The organism is Roseobacter sp. HKCCD7870, assembly GCF_037830315.1.
GTDB lineage: Bacteria > Pseudomonadota > Alphaproteobacteria > Rhodobacterales > Rhodobacteraceae > M30B80.
Genome location: NZ_JBBLYO010000003.1, coordinates 167,924 through 187,007, shown reverse-complemented (window position 1 = coordinate 187,007; position 19,084 = coordinate 167,924). Strand labels below are relative to the sequence as shown.

The 19,084-nt window shown below is 56.4% G+C and carries 16 protein-coding genes; 6 read left to right on the top strand and 10 right to left on the bottom strand.

Annotation, left to right across the window (positions count from 1 at the left end; genetic code table 11):
* Window positions 1-28: 28 nt before the first annotated feature.
* Window positions 29-1,204, bottom strand: a complete 1,176-nt coding sequence (locus tag AAC637_RS12295; protein WP_340303829.1) for an MFS transporter — start codon at window positions 1,202-1,204, stop codon at window positions 29-31.
* Between the two features lie 177 nt (window positions 1,205-1,381).
* Here AAC637_RS12295 and AAC637_RS12290 point away from each other — a divergent pair, with 177 nt between their 5' ends.
* Window positions 1,382-2,401 carry an extracellular solute-binding protein gene (locus AAC637_RS12290; RefSeq protein ID WP_340303828.1) on the top strand — a complete coding sequence of 340 codons (1,020 nt, stop codon included), beginning with the start codon at window positions 1,382-1,384 and terminating at the stop codon, window positions 2,399-2,401.
* Window positions 2,402-2,541: 140 nt separating this feature from the next.
* Here the strand turns inward: AAC637_RS12290 and AAC637_RS12285 are convergent, their stop codons facing one another.
* From AAC637_RS12285 to AAC637_RS12265, 5 genes are all read right to left on the bottom strand, one after another.
* Complete coding sequence (locus AAC637_RS12285) at window positions 2,542-4,185, bottom strand: ABC transporter permease (protein WP_445322740.1); 1,644 nt, start codon at window positions 4,183-4,185, stop codon at window positions 2,542-2,544.
* A gap of 70 nt (window positions 4,186-4,255) precedes the next feature.
* Window positions 4,256-5,224, bottom strand: coding sequence for a DMT family transporter (locus tag AAC637_RS12280; protein WP_340303827.1), 969 nt, complete (start codon window positions 5,222-5,224; stop codon window positions 4,256-4,258).
* A 181-nt stretch (window positions 5,225-5,405) separates the two neighbouring features.
* On the bottom strand, window positions 5,406-6,512 hold the full coding sequence (leuB, locus tag AAC637_RS12275) for a 3-isopropylmalate dehydrogenase (protein WP_340243754.1): 1,107 nt from the start codon (window positions 6,510-6,512) through the stop codon (window positions 5,406-5,408).
* A gap of 261 nt (window positions 6,513-6,773) precedes the next feature.
* A complete protein-coding gene (gene leuD / locus AAC637_RS12270; protein WP_340303826.1) occupies window positions 6,774-7,379 on the bottom strand; it encodes a 3-isopropylmalate dehydratase small subunit in 606 nt (201 codons plus the stop codon).
* Between the two features lie 73 nt (window positions 7,380-7,452).
* Entirely contained in the window at window positions 7,453-8,250 is a 798-nt protein-coding gene (locus AAC637_RS12265; protein WP_340303825.1) for a DUF4198 domain-containing protein, read from the bottom strand.
* 97 nt (window positions 8,251-8,347) lie between these two features.
* Between AAC637_RS12265 and AAC637_RS12260 the strand changes: the two genes are divergently transcribed.
* Window positions 8,348-9,427, top strand: a complete 1,080-nt coding sequence (locus tag AAC637_RS12260; RefSeq protein WP_340303824.1) for a HupE/UreJ family protein — start codon at window positions 8,348-8,350, stop codon at window positions 9,425-9,427.
* Between the two features lie 59 nt (window positions 9,428-9,486).
* Here the strand turns inward: AAC637_RS12260 and leuC are convergent, their stop codons facing one another.
* Window positions 9,487-10,890 carry a 3-isopropylmalate dehydratase large subunit gene (gene leuC / locus AAC637_RS12255; RefSeq protein ID WP_340303823.1) on the bottom strand — a complete coding sequence of 468 codons (1,404 nt, stop codon included), beginning with the start codon at window positions 10,888-10,890 and terminating at the stop codon, window positions 9,487-9,489.
* A 192-nt stretch (window positions 10,891-11,082) separates the two neighbouring features.
* Entirely contained in the window at window positions 11,083-12,735 is a 1,653-nt protein-coding gene (locus AAC637_RS12250) for a thiamine pyrophosphate-dependent enzyme (RefSeq protein WP_340303822.1), read from the bottom strand.
* A gap of 58 nt (window positions 12,736-12,793) precedes the next feature.
* On the opposite strand from AAC637_RS12250, the gene AAC637_RS12245 reads away from it, so the two are divergent.
* On the top strand, window positions 12,794-13,333 hold the full coding sequence (locus tag AAC637_RS12245; RefSeq protein WP_340303821.1) for an NADPH-dependent FMN reductase: 540 nt from the start codon (window positions 12,794-12,796) through the stop codon (window positions 13,331-13,333).
* Here the strand turns inward: AAC637_RS12245 and AAC637_RS12240 are convergent.
* A complete protein-coding gene (locus AAC637_RS12240) occupies window positions 13,330-14,388 on the bottom strand; it encodes an NAD(P)/FAD-dependent oxidoreductase (protein ID WP_340303820.1) in 1,059 nt (352 codons plus the stop codon). The two genes, AAC637_RS12245 and AAC637_RS12240, sit on opposite strands and share 4 nt — an antisense overlap.
* Window positions 14,389-14,468: 80 nt before the next feature.
* Between AAC637_RS12240 and mnmD the strand changes: the two genes are divergently transcribed.
* Both mnmD and AAC637_RS12230 read left to right on the top strand, forming a co-directional pair.
* Window positions 14,469-15,146 (top strand): tRNA (5-methylaminomethyl-2-thiouridine)(34)-methyltransferase MnmD, encoded by a 678-nt coding sequence (gene mnmD, locus AAC637_RS12235; RefSeq protein WP_340303819.1) that lies wholly within the window; start codon window positions 14,469-14,471, stop codon window positions 15,144-15,146.
* Window positions 15,143-16,105, top strand: a complete 963-nt coding sequence (locus tag AAC637_RS12230) for a DMT family transporter (RefSeq protein WP_340303818.1) — start codon at window positions 15,143-15,145, stop codon at window positions 16,103-16,105. The genes mnmD and AAC637_RS12230 overlap by 4 nt, the downstream gene beginning before the upstream one ends.
* Here the strand turns inward: AAC637_RS12230 and AAC637_RS12225 are convergent.
* The gene (locus tag AAC637_RS12225; protein WP_340303817.1) at window positions 16,020-17,999 is read right to left on the bottom strand and encodes a lytic transglycosylase domain-containing protein; all 1,980 of its coding nucleotides are present in this window, start codon (window positions 17,997-17,999) and stop codon (window positions 16,020-16,022) included. The genes AAC637_RS12230 and AAC637_RS12225 overlap by 86 nt on opposite strands.
* A gap of 206 nt (window positions 18,000-18,205) precedes the next feature.
* Between AAC637_RS12225 and dapA the strand changes: the two genes are divergently transcribed.
* Window positions 18,206-19,078 carry a 4-hydroxy-tetrahydrodipicolinate synthase gene (gene dapA, locus AAC637_RS12220; RefSeq protein ID WP_340303816.1) on the top strand — a complete coding sequence of 291 codons (873 nt, stop codon included), beginning with the start codon at window positions 18,206-18,208 and terminating at the stop codon, window positions 19,076-19,078.
* The last annotated feature ends 6 nt before the right edge of the window (window positions 19,079-19,084 follow it).

Here is a 19,084-nt window from a genome sequence, read left to right as displayed (position 1 = left end):
GGGCACTTGGCGCGCAATCTGGTCGCGCTTAGTCAAGGCGATCTTCGCTAAAGAGGTAAATTGCGCATCCGATCAGAACGGCAAGCGCAAAGACCCCAAACAAGGCCCCATAGGCGGCAGGCAAGGCCATCGTGCCTGACAGCGCAGTGAAGAAAGGGGCTGAGGCGAATTGCATCACACCCACCCCACCGATGCCAAACAAATTTATCAAGGTCACACCACGCCCAACCAAATGCGGGGGAAAGAAGCTGCGCCCATGGGCAACAAGGGCAGGGAAGGACGCCCCAAACAACCCCAAGGCCGCAACCAGAACAGTAGCTGTCAAAATACTGCTTTCGGGCACAGCCCAAATCGCCAAACAGGCGAAGGCCCCCAACAGGTTCCCAATCAAGATAACCCATTTGCGCGTGCCAAAGAACCGATCCAGCGGGCCATAGGCAAAACTACCCACCACCATCGCAACCCCCATGATCAGGCTCACCGTGCCGATCTCAGCAACAGTTAGACCAAAGACATCCCCCATATAAGGCCCAACCCACAGGCCACGCACCCCCGCTGACGGGGCATAGCCCACAAACATCAACGGGAAGATAAGCCAAAGCGCAGGAATGCGCAGCAGATCCATCAAGCTGCCTTTTTGATCGCCTTCTGGGTTGGCGGGGTCTTTGACCAAGAGGAACAAAGCCAGCGCAACAAGACCCGTCACAAGCGCCAAGCCCCAAACGGTTTCGCGCCACCCCACGGCCTCAACCGCCCAAGCCATGGGTGTTGCAGCTGCCAAGTTGCCCATTGATCCAATGCCAATCGTCACACCTGCGAGCGTGGCAAAGATGGCCGCAGAATAAACCCGCGCAAAGATGTAATAGGTTGCCATCAAAACGGGCGAACAGCCCAATCCGATCAACCCCATTGCAATTTGCACATCGCGCACATCCGCCGCAGTCGCAAACAGGGCAGCACCCCCCGCACCGCCAACAAGCAGCAACACCGATGCGGTCAGGCGCGGCCCAATGCGGTCAAGTGCGATACCCACAGGAATTTGCATCGCGGCAAAAACGGCGAACCACACGCCCGAAGCTGTCGCCAAGCTTTGCGGCGTAGCCCCGATATCCGATGCCAAAACAGGGGCCATGACGGCCAAAAACGCACGATAAAACTGGCTCAGCACATAGGCGAGCACAAGAAAAGCAATGCCCGCTTTCATGGCTGGCTGTCCTCCTCATCCCTCAGGCAAACTGATGCCGTAGCACCAAGGCAAGGGCAAGCCAGAAGTTAAATCTGATAATTTTTGTCGGAATTTATTTGACCCCCTGCGTGAATCGTGATCAAAAGCGGCATCCCGACTAAAATTGTCGGAAATAACTCAAACAGGAGCTTTAGGATGAACCGACCTCTCTCCCTGCTGCTTGGCAGCGTCGTTTTTCTAACCACCCTAACCGCGGCACAGGCACAGGAATTGAACCTGTATTCATCCCGCCATTACGACACGGATGAGCGGCTATATTCTGATTTTACCGCTGCAACAGGCATCACCATCAACCGCATTGAAGGCAATGCAGATGAGCTGATCGCGCGGATGCAGGCCGAGGGCGCCAATAGCCCCGCAGATGTGTTTTTGACTGTTGACACAGTGCGCTTGGCGCGGGCCGCCGAAATGGGACTGTTGCAGCCCGTGGAAAGCGATGTGCTAGAAGCCCGCATTCCTTCTTATCTTCAAGATGACAGCAACCAGTGGTTCGCATTCTCGCAGCGCGCACGGATTTTGTTCTATGACAAAACCGATGTCGCCAACCCGCCCCAAACCTATCAGGACTTGGCGAAGCCCGAATATGCAGGCCAGATCTGCATCCGCTCTGCCACGAATGTCTATACACAGAACTTCACAGCAGCCTTGATCGCGCATTTGGGTCTCGATGCTGTGCAGGACTGGGCCAACGCCGTGGTTGAAAATTTCGCCCGCGCACCACAAGGTGGCGACACGGATCAGCTGCGCGGCATTGCCTCTGGTGAATGTGATATTGCGATGTCGAACACCTACTACTTCGCCCGCATCCTGCGCCAAGGGGATAACCAAATCACCCCTGACCAACTGGCCAATATCGGGTGGGTGTTTCCAAACCAGAACGATATCGGCGCGCATATGAACGTGTCTGGCGGTGGGGTCGCGGCCCATGCCCCGAACCGCGAGAACGCGATTGCCTTTCTGGAATATCTGACCTCGGATCAGGCGCAACAGTATTTCTCAGCGGGCAATGATGAATACCCTGCCGTTCCGGGTGTTGGCCTCGCCCCATCGGTCGCGGCACTGGGCATCTTCCGCCCTGATGCGATTGATCTGTCGGATATTGCCGAAAATGTCGGCGCAGCGGTTGAGGTTCTGAACACCGCAGGTTGGGAATAGGTTCGCGCAACAGGCCACGAACCACCAAACAACTCACGAGCGCCCTATCAAGGGGCGCTCGTTTGCTTTTGGGGCGCTGAGGCGTGTTATGTCCTGACCCCACATTGCCCACCTATGGGCGCGGGCTATCACCAACCCGTTCACCTATCTTCTCGGCTCAGGCTCCAACATAAGATGGCTACTGGGATCAAACCAACGGCACCAATGATCAGACTGGGAACTGCGGCCTCAGCCAATCGTTCATCCGCGGCCAGTCGGTGCGCTTGCACAGCGAGCGTATCATAGTTGAAGGGGCGCAGGATCAAGGTGGCGGGCAGCTCCTTCATCACATCCACGAAAACAATCAGCAGCGCGGTCAAGATCGAAGGCTGCAAGATCGGCACATGAATCCGCCGCAACATAGGTGCAGGCCCATGCCCCAATGTGCGCGCGACCGCGTCCATATTCGGGTTCAGGGTGGCCATGCCCGCCTCATAGGTGTTCAGCGCCACCGCCATGAAACGCACCATATAGGCCATGATCATCAGCCAGATCGACCCGCTGATCAAAAGGCCCGTATCAATACCGAAATTCGTCTCCATGAAGTGGTCAAGCGCATTGTCAAAGGCCGCAAAGGGAAACAGCAGACCCACCGCAATCACACCACCGGGCACCGCATACCCAATGCCCGCAACCCTAAGGGCCGTTTTTGACATCGGCGTGGGCCGCAAGCGCGCACGAAATCCAAGCGAAATGGCCGCCCCGACAGTCAGCAAGGCCGCAATCGCGGCAAGTGTCAAAGAGTGCCGCAAGAAGCCCAAATAGCGTTCTGTGAAAAGGATATGCGCTTGATCAGCCGCAAGTGTGATCAAGATACACACGGGCAAAACAAAGCCGAAGAGAACGGGCAAACCGCAGAATAAAATAGCCCCAAAAGCAGCGCGGCCATTGAGGGTGACAGGCTCCATCACCTCAAATCTCCGGCCCGCGTCATGATGACGGGAATGGCGGCGCTGTCGGCGTTCTAACGTGGCAAGGGTCAAGGCCACAATCAACAGACACAGGGCAAGCTGCGCCGCCGCCGCGCGGTCAAACAAGCCAAACCAACTGACATAGATGCCCGTGGCAAAGGTCTGAACACCGAAATAGGCGGTGGTTCCGTAATCAGCCAAGGTTTCCATCAAAGCAAGCAGCACACCCCCTGCAATCGCCGGGCGAGCAACGAGCAGACTGACGCGCCAGAATGCGCCCCATGGCCCCTGCCCCAACGTGCGCGCCGCGATATAAGCGGTGGCGCTTTGGCGCAGAAACGCTGCGCGCGCCAGAAGATAAACATAAGGGTAAAGCACCAAGACCAACATTGCCGCTGCACCACCAAGTGATCTGATTTCAGGGAACCAGTAATCGCGAGGGCCCCATCCCATAAAGGTGCGCAAGGTGGACTGCACAAGTCCTGGATGATCAAGCAAATCCGTATAGGCATAAGCCAGAACATAGGCTGGGAAGGCCAAAGGCAGGGCGAGGGCAATTTCCAACACCCGCCGCCCAAAAAACCGCGTCATGGTGACAAGCCATGCGGCACCCGTCCCAATTACAGCCGTTCCTAGCCCTACGATTACACTGAGTTGCAAGGTCGCCCCGACATAGCGGGGCAGAACGCTTTGGCTAAGACTAACAATTGTGTCGAAACCACCCGAAAGCGCGGCAATAGCCACAGCAATCATCGGCAGAAGGCATAATGCGACCACAAGCTTGCCCAAAAGGCCAAACCAATGATCCCCCGTGATGCGCATTTTCTCAGTCATGAGAGAGGGCTTATGTGATTTTCAGACCTGAGGGAAGGCATCCGATTAAAACAGTCGGAAATATGCACCGCTAGTCTGTTTCTTCCTTGCCGCGCAAAATTGCCGTCATCCGTGGCACGCTTGGTGCCCCAATGCGGCCATGGGTGCGCAAGACAGGCTTTTGGCTATCCGCAGGACGGCTATCTTCGCGCAGCACGATATAAACACCTGACGCGATGATAACGGCTGCACCGATTACTGTGGCTTGATCCACCCCTTCGCCGAAAAACATTGTGCCAAAAAACACGGCCCAAAGGATCTGCGAATATTGCATGGGCGCAACGATCACCGCATCCGCCATGCGATAGGCCAAAATCACAAGCCACATCGCAAGCAAGGCCAAAATTGCGACCAGCGCCATCAATGCCATATCCAACAGCGGCATCGACTCGTAGACGAAAGGCAGAAGCGCGCCCATGACGATAAAATTGGCCATCATCGGATAAAGCATCAGGGTCACGGAGCGTTCCTCAGACCCGATCTTGCGCAAAATCACCGAGACTAAGGCGCCGCCAAATGCCGCCGCCAATGCGGATAAATGCCCAAGGTTCAAATCCGCCGCCCCTGGTCGAAGCACGATCAAAACACCGACAAGCCCAACGACCACCGCGCTTGCGCGCCGAATGCCAATGCGTTCGCCCAACATAGGGATGGCCAGCAATGTGATCAGAACTGGCATCGCAAAAATGATCGCATAGGTCTGGGTCAAGGGCAGGGTTGAGAATGCGTAAAATGCAGTCGCCCCCGTGAACACCACCGCAATCGAACGCAATGCTGTCCAGAACGGGTATTTGGGCCGCAAAGTTTCTGGCTTGGGCTCGCCCATCAGCAACAACATGGTGACGGGAAAGCCAAACAAAACCGAGAAGAACACGATCTGAAAGACCGAATAGCTCGCGCCAAGATATTTGATCACCACATCATGGGTGGCGTAAATTCCGAATGCCGCCAATGCGATCAATGCGCCTTTGATGTTGGTGCTCTCGCGATCTTTGGACATGGCATTTCCTTGGCTTATTCCTCAATCAAGGCATCGGCACAGCCGCTTGCCAAGATTGAATATGCAAGATGGCGATATTCCTGCCCCCGATGCTGCAGCTTTGCATCGGGTGGCCTATATACACAAAAACACCCGCTCAACCTTGCGGTCAAGCGGGTGCAAATCAGAACAGGGCCGAAACTTACAAAGACGCGTCTAGCGCTTTGACAATGGCATCACCCATCTGAGCGGTCGAAACGGGCGAGCCGCCTTCTGGCCCCATCAAATCGGCTGTGCGCAGACCATCAGCCAAAACGGCCTCAACCGCTTTTTCCAAACGGGTCGCCTCATCCCCTTGATCAAAGCTATAGCGCAGCGCCATCGCAAAGCTGAGAATGCACGCAATCGGGTTTGCTTTGCCTTGGCCTGCAATATCAGGTGCAGAGCCGTGAACGGGCTCATACAATGCTTTGGGTCGGCCATTGGCCATCGGTGCGCCCAGACTTGCCGAAGGCAGCATGCCCAAAGACCCTGTCAACATTGCTGCCAAATCAGACAGCAGATCACCAAAGAGGTTATCAGTCACGATCACATCAAACTGCTTTGGCCAACGGGTCAGCTGCATTGCGCCTGCGTCAGCATACATGTGCGACAATTCCACATCAGAATATTCAGCAGCATGCACTTCGGTCACAACCTGACGCCACAATACGCCCGATTCCATAACATTGGCCTTCTCCATTGAGCAGACCTTGTTGTTGCGGCGGCGCGCAAGTTCGAAGGCCGACCGCGCCACGCGGGCGATTTCACTTTCAGTGTAACGCTGGGTGTTCACGCCAACGCGCTCATTGCCTTCTTTATGGATGCCGCGTGGCTCACCGAAATAAACGCCGCTGGTCAGTTCGCGGATAATCATGATGTCGAGGCCGCCAACCACATCCGCCTTCAACGAAGAAAAATCCGCGAGGGCATCGAAACACTGCGCAGGCCGAAGGTTCGCATAAAGATCCATCTCTTTGCGCAGGCGCAGCAGGCCGCGCTCAGGCTTTACGCTGAAATCGAGATTGTCATATTTCGGGCCGCCGACCGCGCCAAGCAACACGGCATCAACGCTTTGCGCTTTTTCCATCGTCTCATCGGTCAAAGGCGTGCCATGCGCATCATATGCGCAACCGCCCACCAGATCTTCGGTGACATCAAAGGTCAGGCCACGCTTTGCGCCATACCAGTCGATGATTTTGCGCACCTCGGTCATAACCTCGGGGCCGATCCCGTCACCGGGAAGAATGAGAAGCGATGGGTTGCTCATGGAACTAATCCGTCTTGAAAATCCTGATTGCACACGCCCTATCCTTTGGCTGCGTCAGGGTCAAGAAAGGGCCAGTCTTTCATCAGGTGTCAGCGCCGCGATGATCCTCTTTTGATAGCTGCGGATCATGTAGCGCAACCGCAGCAAGGTCATTGCCCTGATCAACAGGCACATTGGCAAAAAGGCCCCCACACCGATGAGGATGCAGGGGCCTGAAATTTATCCAGTCAGATCAGGGCAAAAGCGCAGACGCGCTTGAAACTAGACCCAAGGACGCGCGGATTGCGCGGTTGCTTCAAAGACGTCAATGGCCTCGACCTTGGTCAAGGACAGCCCGATATCATCCAATCCATTGAGCAAGCAATGTTTGCGGAACGGGTCGATTTCGAAGGCGATCTTCTGGCCATCGGGGCGGGTGATCTCTTGAGCCTCAAGGTCGATGGTCAAGGTGGCATTCGCGCCGTTTGACGCGTCATCCATCAGTTTATCGACCTCTTCCTGCGGCAGAGGGATCGGCAAAATCCCGTTCTTAAAGCAGTTGTTGAAGAAAATATCAGCAAAGCTCGGTGCAATCACGCAACGAATGCCAAAATCCAACAATGCCCAAGGCGCGTGTTCGCGCGAGGAGCCGCAGCCAAAATTGTCGCCAGCGACCAAAATCTGCGCGTCCCGATAAGCAGGTTTATTCAGAACGAACTCAGGGATTTCATTGCCTGATTGATCAAAGCGCATCTCGTCAAAGAGGTTTTTACCCAAACCAGAGCGTTTGATCGTTTTCAAAAACTGCTTGGGGATGATCATATCTGTGTCGATATTGATCAGCGGAAGCGGGGCGGCAATCCCCGTCAGGGTTGTAAACTTATCCATAGGCCTCTCCTTGAGATCGGTCAGGCTTTAGCCAATCTGGCACGCAGGGGCAAGCCATACTCGCACCCCGCGCTCATGGGATCATAAAACTCAGACCTGCCCAACGCGTGCCCCACACACGGCCATCTTCTTGGGGTGTAATCTCATCCAAAACCACGGCATCGGCGAAATAGGCGTAACCTGACATGACAGGCAAGTTCACCTCGCCTTGATCATTGGTGCGATGCAGCGTGATCGTGACCTCGCCTTCGGGGCTGCGCGCAAACAGTTCAACCTGAACAGCGGCGCGCGGGGTGTCTTGATCAAAAAGCTGCAGCAAGAACCCATCGCTCACATCGTCAAGATAGGGGTTCTCCAATGCAACGAATTCGGTCGACAGACCAAATCGCTGATCTTGCCCTGCCCCCTCGCCTACGGCGAACAGCGCCTTCACATGGCGGGTATAGGCCTCGGAAAAACCTGCGCGCGGCAGGTCGCGTGCATCGTGGCGCGCTTCGATCGCACCAAAATCTTTATGCGCGGCAAATGCTGCAAATGTTTCCCATTCTGACCATGTGACCAATTTCGGCGTGCTTTCGTGAATCATCACCACCAAACCATCAGCAGCACCCGCAACATGGGCGGCAGGGCGATCCCCAAAACGCCCCTCAACAGGCCGCAAACCGTTGGCATCAGCAATTTCAAACCGCGTGAAATCTCGCGGCAGATACACCATCGGCGCACCGCGAAATTCAGTGCCAACACGCAAGTCAGCGCGAATTTCTCCGCCAGACGGAACCATGTATTCGAGGGGATCAATCCAAAATTCATGCGCGAATAACTTGCCCGCCAACAAAATTGCGCCAATGTTCAGACAAACGGCCAGTTTCATTGCATCTCTCCCCTTAACCTAGGCAGTGACCATGATCTTAACACGCATTTTGTCAAACAGTTCCCACATCACTTTTTTGTTGGCGATGCTGTGCTTGATGTTCAGCACATCAGCGCGGGCCCATGAAATCCGCCCCGCAGTGGCCGATGTGTCTGTCACCACCGATGCGGTGGAGATGAGCATCTCCCTGACGCTAGAGCCGCTGATTGCAGGCATTAACCTTGCGGGTCTAGAGAACACCAATGACGCGCCAGAGGCGTTGATCTATGACCAATTGCGCGCGCAATCGCCCGAGGCCCTGCGCGCCGCGTTCGAGGGGGCATGGCCGCGCATTCAGGACAATATCCAGATTATGGTGAATGGGGTGACACTGCCCCCTGAATTTGTGGGTGTCAGCATCGCACCCAATCCCGATTTGGAATTACCACGCGACACCACTTTGACCCTGCGCGCAGATTTACCTATAGGGGATGCACCCGTTCAAATTGGCTGGAGCGCGGCTTATGGCGAATTGGTGCTGCGTCAGGTCGGCGGCGGCGCGGATGCCTATCAAGGCTTTCTCACCAATGGTGAATTATCAGCACCTTTGCCCCGCGGCACTGCCCTCAGCGAGGGGGCATGGCCCGTCTTTACCCGATATGTTGTCGCTGGGTTTGAGCATATTATCCCCTTAGGGATAGATCATATTCTGTTTGTTTTGGGCCTGTTTTTCTTCTCGCTGCGCCTCAAGCCTTTGTTGCTTCAGGTCAGCGCATTTACTTTGGCCCATACCATTACGCTCGCCCTTGCAAGTCTTGAGATTGTGCGCGTCCCCGCCTCGGTGGTCGAGCCATTAATTGCTGCTTCAATCGTCTATGTGGGTGTCGAAAACATTCTTGGCCGTGAAAACCTACGCGCCCGTACGGCGTTGGTGTTCGGGTTTGGCCTGTTGCACGGGCTCGGCTTTGCCTCGGTTCTTGGGGATTTTGGGATCACTGCAGACCGCTTTGGCGTGGCATTGGTCGGGTTCAATATTGGAGTCGAATTTGGTCAGCTTGCGGTAATCGGTCTGGCCTTCCTTGCGGTTGGCCTCTGGTTTGGCAAGCGTGATTGGTATCGCCCCTTCATCGCAATCCCCGCCTCGGTGGTCATTTCCGCCATTGGGGCCTATTGGGTGGTCGAGCGCACTTTGCTGTGACGCAACAAAAAAGCCCCGCCAAATCGGCGGGGCTTTTTCGAAATTCACCAAAGGTGAAATTACATCATCTCGCGCACATCGGTGAGGCGTCCTGTTATCGCCGCAGCCGCAGCCATTGCAGGGCTCATCAAATGGGTGCGACCACCGCGCCCCTGACGCCCCTCAAAGTTGCGGTTTGATGTTGCTGCACAGCGTTCACCAGGCTGAAGTTGGTCAGGGTTCATCGCAAGACACATGGAGCACCCCGCGAGACGCCATTCAAAACCTGCCTCGATGAAGATATCAGCCAAACCTTCTTCTTCAGCCTGCGCGCGCACAAGGCCAGAGCCGGGCACAACCATCGCGCGCTTTACAGCGATTTTCTTACCCTTAAGAATTTCAGCTGCCGCGCGCAAATCTTCGATGCGGCCATTTGTGCAAGACCCGATAAACACCGTGTTAATCTCGACATCCTGCAAACGCTGACCCGGTTTGAGGCCCATATATTCCAAGGAACGGCGTGCGGCATCAACCTTGCCGCCTTTGAAATCTTCGGGTGCAGGGACAACATCAGTGATTGGCAATACATCCTCAGGGCTAGTGCCCCATGTCACCACGGGCGCGATATCCTCGCCGTTGATGGTGATGACCTTATCCCAATGTGCGTCCTCATCTGAGAACAGGGTCTTCCACCATGTCAAAGCAGCCTCCCATTGCGCGCCCTTCGGCGCGTGGGGGCGGCCCATGACATAGTCAAAGGTCTTTTGATCAGGCGCGATCAGGCCCGCGCGCGCGCCGCCCTCAATCGCCATGTTGCAGACCGTCATGCGCCCTTCCATCGACAATTCGCGAATGGCTTGGCCGCAATATTCGATCACATAGCCTGTGCCGCCCGCCGTGCCCGTATGGCCGATGACGGATAGGGTAATGTCCTTGGCCGTCACGCCTGGGCGCAGACTGCCTGTGATCTCGACTTTCATATTCTTGGATTTTTTCTGGATCAGGGTCTGGGTGGCCAGAACATGCTCAACCTCAGATGTGCCAATCCCATGCGCAAGCGCCCCAAAAGCCCCATGGGTCGCGGTATGGCTGTCGCCACAAACCACGGTCATGCCTGGCAATGTCCAGCCCTGTTCAGGGCCAACAATATGCACAATGCCCTGACGCACATCAGAAACGGGGTAATAGTGTATCCCGAAATCCTTGGCGTTTTTATCAAGTGCCTCAACCTGAATGCGGCTTTCCTCACTCATCCCACCTTTCAAACGATCAGGTGTAGTGGGGACGTTGTGATCTGGCACAGCGATGGTTTTCTCTGGCGCACGCACCGTGCGCCCTGCCATGCGCAGACCCTCGAAGGCCTGAGGGCTTGTCACCTCATGCACAAGGTGGCGATCAATATACAAAAGGCAGGTGCCATCCTCAGCCTCATGGACGAGATGGGCATCCCAGATTTTGTCATAAAGGGTTTTTCCTGCAGTCATGTCTTTACTCCTTACGGGCGATTGGATCAGGGAAATCGGTTTGCGTCACAAGGACGGCAAACGCCCCCTGTCGCCAGAGGCACGCCCGAAAAAGCGCCACGGCAGGCGCGCGCGATCATCCATGTCAAACACCCGTGTCATATGGGCCATTTACTGCGCTTGAGGCTGCGGCGCAAGCGGTGAGCGCGCGACCTAGCCTTTGAGATCGGAGAGGTTAAAGGATGGCGCCAGCATATCTGGGTCAAGCCGCAATTCGATCAGATGCAAGCCTCCCTGCAAGGCCGCCTCAAAGGCAGGCGCGAATTCGGCTGTGCGGGTCACCAAATGACCCGTCCCGCCATAGGCTTGTGCCAAGGCGACATAATCAGGGTTGAATAAATCGGTGCCAGACACGCGCGCTGGATAGGTTTTCTCTTGGTGCATCCGAATGGTGCCGTAGCGGCCATTATTGGCGATCACCACGACAATATCCGCCCCAAATTGCCGCGCTGTCGACAGCTCCTGCAAGGTCATTTGCAAGCAACCATCCCCCGCCATGCAAATCACAGGGGTTTCACGATGCGCCAGTTTGGCTGCGACCGCCGCAGGCAATCCATATCCCATCGAGCCAGAAGTCGGCGCAAGCTGTTGACCGAAGCGGCGATAAGAAAAATAGCGATGCACAAAAGCCGCGTAATTGCCTGCGCCATTGGTCACGATCCCACGCCCCCCAAGAATACGGGACATCTCAAGCACGACTTCCTCAAGGCGCACATCACCCGTTGTGATTTGGGGGTTTTGCCACACGCGATAGGCCGCATGCGCGCGCGCGGCGCGACCCTGATCTTGTGCGGGGATATCGTCTAGAACCGCTCGCGCCACCCGCAGAAAAGCTGGGATTTCACAAACCATACTTGCATCAGGGCGAAAGACGCGACCCAATTCATCCGGATCAGGATGCGCGTGATAAAGCCGCCCCTGCCAACCCTTACGCGGATCGCGCAACACATATCCGCCTGTCACCACCTCACCCAAGCGGGTGCCTAGGGCCAGAACCCCATCCGCCTTGGCAAAACTTTGCATGGTTGCAGGACAGGCCCCGACACCCAAATACCCCGCGAAGCAAGGGTGATGATTATCAACGTAATCCTGCCGCCTGAAACTGGTGGCGATTGGGATGTCAAAATGTGCTGCAATCTTTTCAGCATCCGCGCGGGTCTGTTCTGACCAATCGCTGCCACCCACCACCATCATGGGTGATTTGCACGCGGCGAGGGCGCCAAGCCATTCCCGAACAATCTGCGGATCAGGCAAAGAGGACGAAACACCCGAATGGGCCAAATCAACACAGTCCGCCACAGCCGAAAGAATATCCTCGGGTAGAGCCAAAACCACGGGCCCCTTCCGGCCCGATTGCGCCACGCGAAACGCGCGCGCGATATATTCTGGCAGTCGGTCAGTTTGCTCCACCTCCGCGACCCATTTCACGAGCGGGCCGAAAAACGCACGATAATCAACCTCTTGGAAAGCTGCGCGATCCCGATGCGCCAGCGGAACCTGCCCGACAAAACAGACCAAAGGGGTGCTGTCATGCATGGCCACATGCAGACCAGAGGCGGCATTGCTGGCCCCAGGCCCGCGGGTAACGAATAAAACGCCCACCTCGCCCGTGGTTTTTGCATGGGCCTCGGCCATCATGGCCGCACCCCCCTCTTGGCGACACACGATGTTCTCGATTTGGTGATCGTAAAGCCCATCCAATGCGGCCAGAAAACTTTCACCTGGAACAGAGAAAACACGCCGCACCCCATGCGCTGCAAGTTGATCTGCAAGGATTTTGCCGCCATGGCGTGAAGGGGGGGTCATTGTTTCAATCTCTATCCTGACTATCTTTGCGAGCAGCATAGACGAAGAAGGGTGCGAGATGTCCAGAGGAAGATTAATCGGGCTGTGCGGGGCGTTGCGCAAAGTATCAAGCAATCGAAAACTGATGAACACGGCTGCGCAGAGCTTTGACCCCGCTGAATTTATTGAAGCGAATTTGCAGCTTCCACTCTATGATGGGGATGTTGAAGACAGCCAAGGCATCCCTGACGCGGTGATCCGCCTGCGCGATCAAATCGCAGCGGCGGATGCGGTGATCATCTCGACCCCCGAATATAACAAGGCGCTGTCAGGCGTTTTAAAAAATGCGCTTGATTGGATCAGTCGCACCGACAGCAACCCGTGGCGCGATAAACCCGTTGCGATTATGTCTTCAGCAGCAGGGCGCGCAGGCGGCGAGCGGGCGCAATATTCACTGCGCCTCTGTCTAACGCCATTTCGTCCACATCTTTTGACTGGGCCCGAGCTCTGTTTGGCGCAAGGGCCAGATCAATTTGATGGCGAGGTTCTGATCAATGCGCGCGCGCAAAAAACCCTTGATGAATTGATGGGTGAATTGCGGCGTGCAGCGGGGCTTTAGGCCTGTGCTGGCAAGGACACAGCGGGTGCGAAATCAGAGGGGATGGTGTCGCGCCCCTCTAGCACCAAATCTGCCATGACATCGGCAACACGGGGGGCAATGCCAAACCCAATCTTAAAGCCACCATTGGCAATAAAGTGATCCGTCCGAAGCGGATGCCGCCCCAGCATTGGCGCGCGGCTTTTGGCACGGGGGCGCAGACCCGCCCAACGCGTGACAACCTGCGCCTCTGCCAAAGCGGGGCATAGCCTGCGCGCCTTTTCAATCAAAAAATCTAGATTGGCGTCCGTGGTGGATGGGTCATTAAAGTCCCGCTCCGACGTTGACCCGATGGCAACCTGCCCGCGCCCCTGCGGCCCTTCATGCGGCACGAAATGCACCCCATCTATGAAAAGCTGTGGCAGGCTGCCCATATCCGAATCAAGGATTGCCGCCTGTCCCTTTTGGCCCGCGCCCACCGCCACGCCAAAAGCATCGGATAGCTCTGCCAAACCTGCGGCACCTGTAGCCTCAACCACGGCCCCCATCAGCGGGGCATCACTGACGATCTGCCCACCCTTGGCCCGCAAAGCTGCGACCAAGGCGGCCAAACCTTGACGCGGGGCAAGCCTTGCGCTGAGACTATCGAAAATAACCTGCGCGGTGGGGCTTGTGATCCATGGCGCATAATCGGCGGCAGGGCGGATGTCCCAGATATAGCGGCCCTGCCAATGGGTCTTGGCCCCACTTTGACGCGCGCGCGCCAGATCAAGCCCTGCCTGATCCATGATCGGCTGCACGCGTCCGACCCGCGCATAGCCAGAAGGCAGGTTCGCGGCATCAGCGACACCTGCCCAAAATACGGCTGCCCCATCAAGAGCTTCGAATTGGAATTGTTTTTTCGCGTTCCATTGTTCGGGCACGTGAGGGGCCAAGGCCCCCACAACACCGCCAGAGGGACCTGCGCCAATGCCGTTAGGATCGATGACTTGCACCTTTGCGCCGCGCGCGGCACAGGCCCATGCAATGGCAAGCCCAAAGATCCCTGCCCCCAAAACTGTCACATCGTAGCGCATGATTTCGCCCCTTGCCAAATTTCGGCGACAGGCTCAGTTTGCCACAAGCCCGCAATGTCGCGGGTCTTTTAAGGCAAGCCATGAATAAGAGCCAGCCACATCCCCTTGAATGGCGGACGGGTGATGTTCCCGTCTCGCGCCAATTCGATGATCCGTTCTTTTCCCTCGATAACGGATTGGCGGAAACCACCTATGTCTTCCTCAGCGGCAATGACCTACCCGAACGGTTTTGCGATGGGTTTCACATTACGGAGCTTGGCTTTGGCACAGGCTTGAATTTTCTGGCCAGCCTTGCTGCGTTTCGCGCGGCCAAGACCGCGGGCGTTTTACATTTCACATCTTTTGAAGCCTTCCCACTGCAAAGCGATGATTTGACCCGCGCATGGGGGGCGCATCGCGCGAATTTGCCCGCCGATGCCTGTGCCGCGCTGACACAAACCCCCAATTTGCCACCACAAATCATAGGCCCTGACTACGTTTTGCAGCTTGTTTTTGGGGATGCGCGCTTGACATTGCCCCAATGGGATGGGGTCGCAGATGCGTGGTTTCTTGACGGGTTTTCACCTGCCAAAAACCCCGAGCTTTGGGAAGATGATCTTATGCAAGCCGTGGCAGAGCATACCAAACAGGGCGGCACTTGTGCGACCTACACCGCCGCAGGCGCAGTGCGCCGCGCCCTTGAGTGCGCGGGGTTTTCTATCACGAGGGCGCAAGGGTTTGGCCGCAAACGCCATATGACGAAGGGGCGCAAGAATTGATCGAGCAGAACACCCGCAAGGGCATTTTCCTGATGATTGCCACGACCATCGTCTTTGCCATTCAAGACGGGATCAGCCGCCATTTGGCGGGTGAATACAATGTCATGATGGTCGTGATGATCCGCTATTGGTTCTTTGCGGCATTCGTCATTGCCATATCCGCCCGCAAGGCAGGCGGCCTCAAGGCGGCTGCTGCCACCAACCAACCCTTTCTGCAGGCCTTCCGTGGGGTTCTTTTAGCCGCCGAAGTTTGCGTGGCGGTGTTGTCCTTCACGCTTCTCGGTCTGGTCGAAAGCCACGCGATCTTTGCCTGCTATCCGCTTTTGGTTGCGGCCCTATCTGGGCCAATCCTTGGGGAAAAGGTGGGCTGGCGCAGATGGGCGGCCATTGGCACGGGCTTTATCGGCATCCTCATCATCCTTGAACCTGGCGTGACTGTTTTTGCCATTGAGGCGCTAATCCCATTGGCATCGGCGCTGATGTTCGCGGTCTATGGGCTTTTGACGCGCTATGTGTCGCGCCAAGACAGCGCGGCAACCAGTTTCTTTTGGACGGGGATCACGGGTGCGATCTTTATGACAGCAGTGGGCATCTGGTTTTGGGAGGCCATGGCCCCTACCGATTGGATCTGGATGGGGTTTTTGTGCATGACAGGCGCGCTTGGGCATTATTTGCTGATCCGCGCCTATGAGGTGGCCGAAGCCAGTGCCGTGCAGCCTTTCGCTTATTTGCAGATGCCGTTTTCATCGATTATCGGGATATTAATCTTCGGCGATGTGCTGCGGGAAAACGTGGCACTGGGCGCAGGGCTTGTGGTTGCGGCAGGGTTGTTCACCCTCTTCCGCGCCCGCGCCAAGGAAAAAGCAGAGCAGATCAACGCCGTTGCAGCAGTTCCGACAAATGCGGACGCTGTAACGCCCCCGTCAGACGCGCCTCGTAAATCTGAAGGCTCTCCGTGACGCGCATGATGTAATTGCGCGTTTCAGTAAAAGGCACGGCTTCGATCCAATCCACAATGTCAACTGCGGGATCGCGCGGATCACCAAATCGCTCGATCCAAGCAGTCGCGCGTGAAGGCCCCGCATTATAAGCAACAGCCAAAAGCACGGGGTTCGTCCCAAAATCTTCGCTGAGATATTGCAAATATCCAGCGCCAAGCCGCGCGTTATAGGCGGGGTCGCTCAGCAAGCGCTGCTCTTCATAAGCAATGCCTTGTCGGCGCGCCTCGGATTGGGCCGTGCGCGGCATCACTTGCATCAAACCGCGCGCCCCTGCAGGGCTGATAACTGTGGGGTTAAACTCGGACTCGCGCCGCGCGACGGACAGGACAAAAGCAGGGTCAAACCCCAAATCTGCGGATGCCAAATCGGTCACGGGAAAATAGGCAGGCATGATCTCATGCCCATCCAAAGCCGCGCGTTTTGCAATCATGACTGCGTAATGCGGCTCGCGCAGTTCAAGCGCGAATTGGGCCAGCGCACCTGCCTCGGCACGACTTAGGCTTTCGGTCAAATGGGTCATAAAGCGTTCCGCCAAATCCCCCTCGCCGGCCTGATGTAACAACAACGCCGCGTGAAACACCGAAGAATCCGCAAAGGAAGCCTGCCGCCAATCGCCAAATTGCTCGCGGCCTAGGAACCCTTCATCTTGCGGGAAACCTCCGCGCTCTGCGGCCAATTGACCATAAAAACTTGATTGGAATTCAGCGCCATAGCCATAGGCAGAACGGGCCGCCTCTGTGTTGCCCAAGGCCTCATGTGCGCGCCCAATCCAATAGCCCGCACGCCCTGACGAAATGAGTGAATCCACAACCGATCTCATAGCCTCAAAATGGGTCAAGGCGCGGGCAGCATTGCCAGATTTCAGGGCATTATATCCCGCCAACCATTCCAATTCCGCGTAATCGCTTGCATCGCGTTCGGGCGAGAGGAAATGGGGCGCGGCCAATTGGTAGGCCTGCGCAAAATCCCCTTCGCGCATCACATCACGGGCCAATGAGGCACGCCGCCACGACCAATATTCAGGGCGACCCAATCCGTCTTGCGAGGTTGAGCGCGCCAACATCATCTCGCGCGCGCCATCCCAAAGCCCCGCCTCCATGCGCCAACGAAACCGCTCAAAAGCAAGCCCCGCATCACCTGCATATTGCGCTGGAACAGCATCAATCAGCGCATTGATCCCATCACTGCGCCCAGCCCGAAGGGCCAAACGCGCCGCCGCCAAGGCACGCGCGCCACTCTCCACTTCGGCCATCATCTGCTCGGCAAGGGCGGTTTCACCTTCCCAGAGCAACATATCAAGCCGCGCAAAATTCAGCGCCGCCAGATCCGAACGATGACGCGCCAAGAGATCTGCAACCAAATCGCGGGACAGTGGCATGGTCACCCAAGCCTCACGCAGCACTTGCTGATAGGCTGTGTTGTTTCCACGCGCCTCATGGGCCGCCAACAAACCGCGCAGCCCATCGGTGGTCAGGGGCATGGTACCGCCAAAATAGGCAATAACCTGATCAGGGCTGCCCCCCTCGGCCATAGCCCCCTCACTTTGTTGGTGAAGGTATGGCAGACCCGGCCAATCGCTACGGCGCTCTAGAAAATCGGGATATTCTGCCGCTGTGCCCCCTTGGGCGCGCAAAATAACCCATTGCACAACATCGCGGGCAACAGCGTCAGACAGATCCGATTGAAGCGCGCGCGCACGCTCAAAATCGCGCTCTGTTGCCGCCGCGATTGCCTCGCGGAGGGGGCTTTGGGCCAACGCAGCGCGAATTGGCATCACCAATGCGACCAAAGCCAAACCCACGGCCATAATGATCTTATGCCATCTACGTCCTGTGCCTATCGCGCCTGTCACGGGTGAACCCCTATATTTTAAAAGATCAAAACCTGCTCGGGCGCTGTTATGCGCCTCTTTGACCCCCAAGCTATATCTTCCCTCGACATCTGCAAGAGAGGAACTTGGCAATTCTGTCGAAGATCGCTAGTGTCCGCGCGGTCTTGCGCTTATGTTGGGACGGCAAGACAGATCATCTGTCCAGAAACGAAAAAAGGAAGCGTGTCATGTTCAAAGGCTCTATGCCCGCATTGGTAACGCCGTTCACAAACGGCGCTGTTGATTTCGGCGCGCTTGAAAAACTCGTGGACTGGCAGATAACCGAAGGCAGCCACGGGCTTGTGCCTGTTGGCACCACAGGCGAAAGCCCAACCCTGAGCCATGAAGAACATGAGGCCGTGATCAAGGCGGTTGTGAAAACCGCCGCAGGGCGCGTGCCCGTTATTGCAGGGGCAGGATCCAACAACACAGTCGAAGCATTGCGCTTTGTGCAATTCGCTAAGGATGTGGGGGCGGAGGCCGCTTTGGTGGTAACGCCCTATTACAACAAGCCCACGCAAAGAGGCATGATTGCCCATTTCGAGGCATTAAATGAAGTCGGCATTCCGATCATTATCTATAACATTCCACCCCGCTCTGTGGTGGATATGATGCCTGATACGATGGGCGCACTCGCCAAGTTGCCAAATATTATCGGGGTGAAGGATGCCACTGGCGATCTCAGCCGTGTGCCTAAGCAACGCATTACCTGTGGCACGGATTTCGTGCAGTTGTCAGGTGAGGATGCCACTGCCATAGGCTTTAACGCACAAGGCGGCGTGGGCTGTATTTCCGTCACAGCGAATGTTGCGCCCGCGCTCTGTGCCGCGATGCAAGAGGCAACTCTCCGCGGCGATTACGCGGCAGCGCTTGAGTATCAAGACAAGCTCATGCCGCTGCATGAGGCCATTTTCCTTGAGCCAGGTGTCGCTGGTGCAAAATATGGGCTGTCTCTGTTGGGACGCGCAAATGATGAGGTGCGGCTGCCATTGACCACGCTGAGCGATGCGACAAAAGCGCGGATCAAATCGGCCATGCAGCACGCGGGTCTGATCGCCTGATTGGCA

Excerpts from the sequence above, each read along its gene's own strand:
- AAC637_RS12245 (WP_340303821.1), top strand. The coding sequence starts at position 12,794 with ATGTCCAGAGGAAGATTAATCGGGCTGTGCGGGGCGTTGCGCAAAGTA.
- AAC637_RS12285 (WP_445322740.1), bottom strand. The coding sequence starts at position 4,185 with ATGACTGAGAAAATGCGCATCACGGGGGATCATTGGTTTGGCCTTTTG.
- AAC637_RS12250 (WP_340303822.1), bottom strand. The coding sequence starts at position 12,735 with ATGACCCCCCCTTCACGCCATGGCGGCAAAATCCTTGCAGATCAACTT.
- leuD (WP_340303826.1), bottom strand. The coding sequence starts at position 7,379 with ATGGATAAGTTTACAACCCTGACGGGGATTGCCGCCCCGCTTCCGCTG.
- AAC637_RS12295 (WP_340303829.1), bottom strand. The coding sequence starts at position 1,204 with ATGAAAGCGGGCATTGCTTTTCTTGTGCTCGCCTATGTGCTGAGCCAG.
- dapA (WP_340303816.1), top strand. The coding sequence starts at position 18,206 with ATGTTCAAAGGCTCTATGCCCGCATTGGTAACGCCGTTCACAAACGGC.
- AAC637_RS12265 (WP_340303825.1), bottom strand. The coding sequence starts at position 8,250 with ATGAAACTGGCCGTTTGTCTGAACATTGGCGCAATTTTGTTGGCGGGC.
- AAC637_RS12280 (WP_340303827.1), bottom strand. The coding sequence starts at position 5,224 with ATGTCCAAAGATCGCGAGAGCACCAACATCAAAGGCGCATTGATCGCA.
- leuC (WP_340303823.1), bottom strand. The coding sequence starts at position 10,890 with ATGACTGCAGGAAAAACCCTTTATGACAAAATCTGGGATGCCCATCTC.
- mnmD (WP_340303819.1), top strand. The coding sequence starts at position 14,469 with ATGAATAAGAGCCAGCCACATCCCCTTGAATGGCGGACGGGTGATGTT.
- AAC637_RS12290 (WP_340303828.1), top strand. The coding sequence starts at position 1,382 with ATGAACCGACCTCTCTCCCTGCTGCTTGGCAGCGTCGTTTTTCTAACC.
- leuB (WP_340243754.1), bottom strand. The coding sequence starts at position 6,512 with ATGAGCAACCCATCGCTTCTCATTCTTCCCGGTGACGGGATCGGCCCC.
- AAC637_RS12240 (WP_340303820.1), bottom strand. The coding sequence starts at position 14,388 with ATGCGCTACGATGTGACAGTTTTGGGGGCAGGGATCTTTGGGCTTGCC.
- AAC637_RS12260 (WP_340303824.1), top strand. The coding sequence starts at position 8,348 with ATGTTCAGCACATCAGCGCGGGCCCATGAAATCCGCCCCGCAGTGGCC.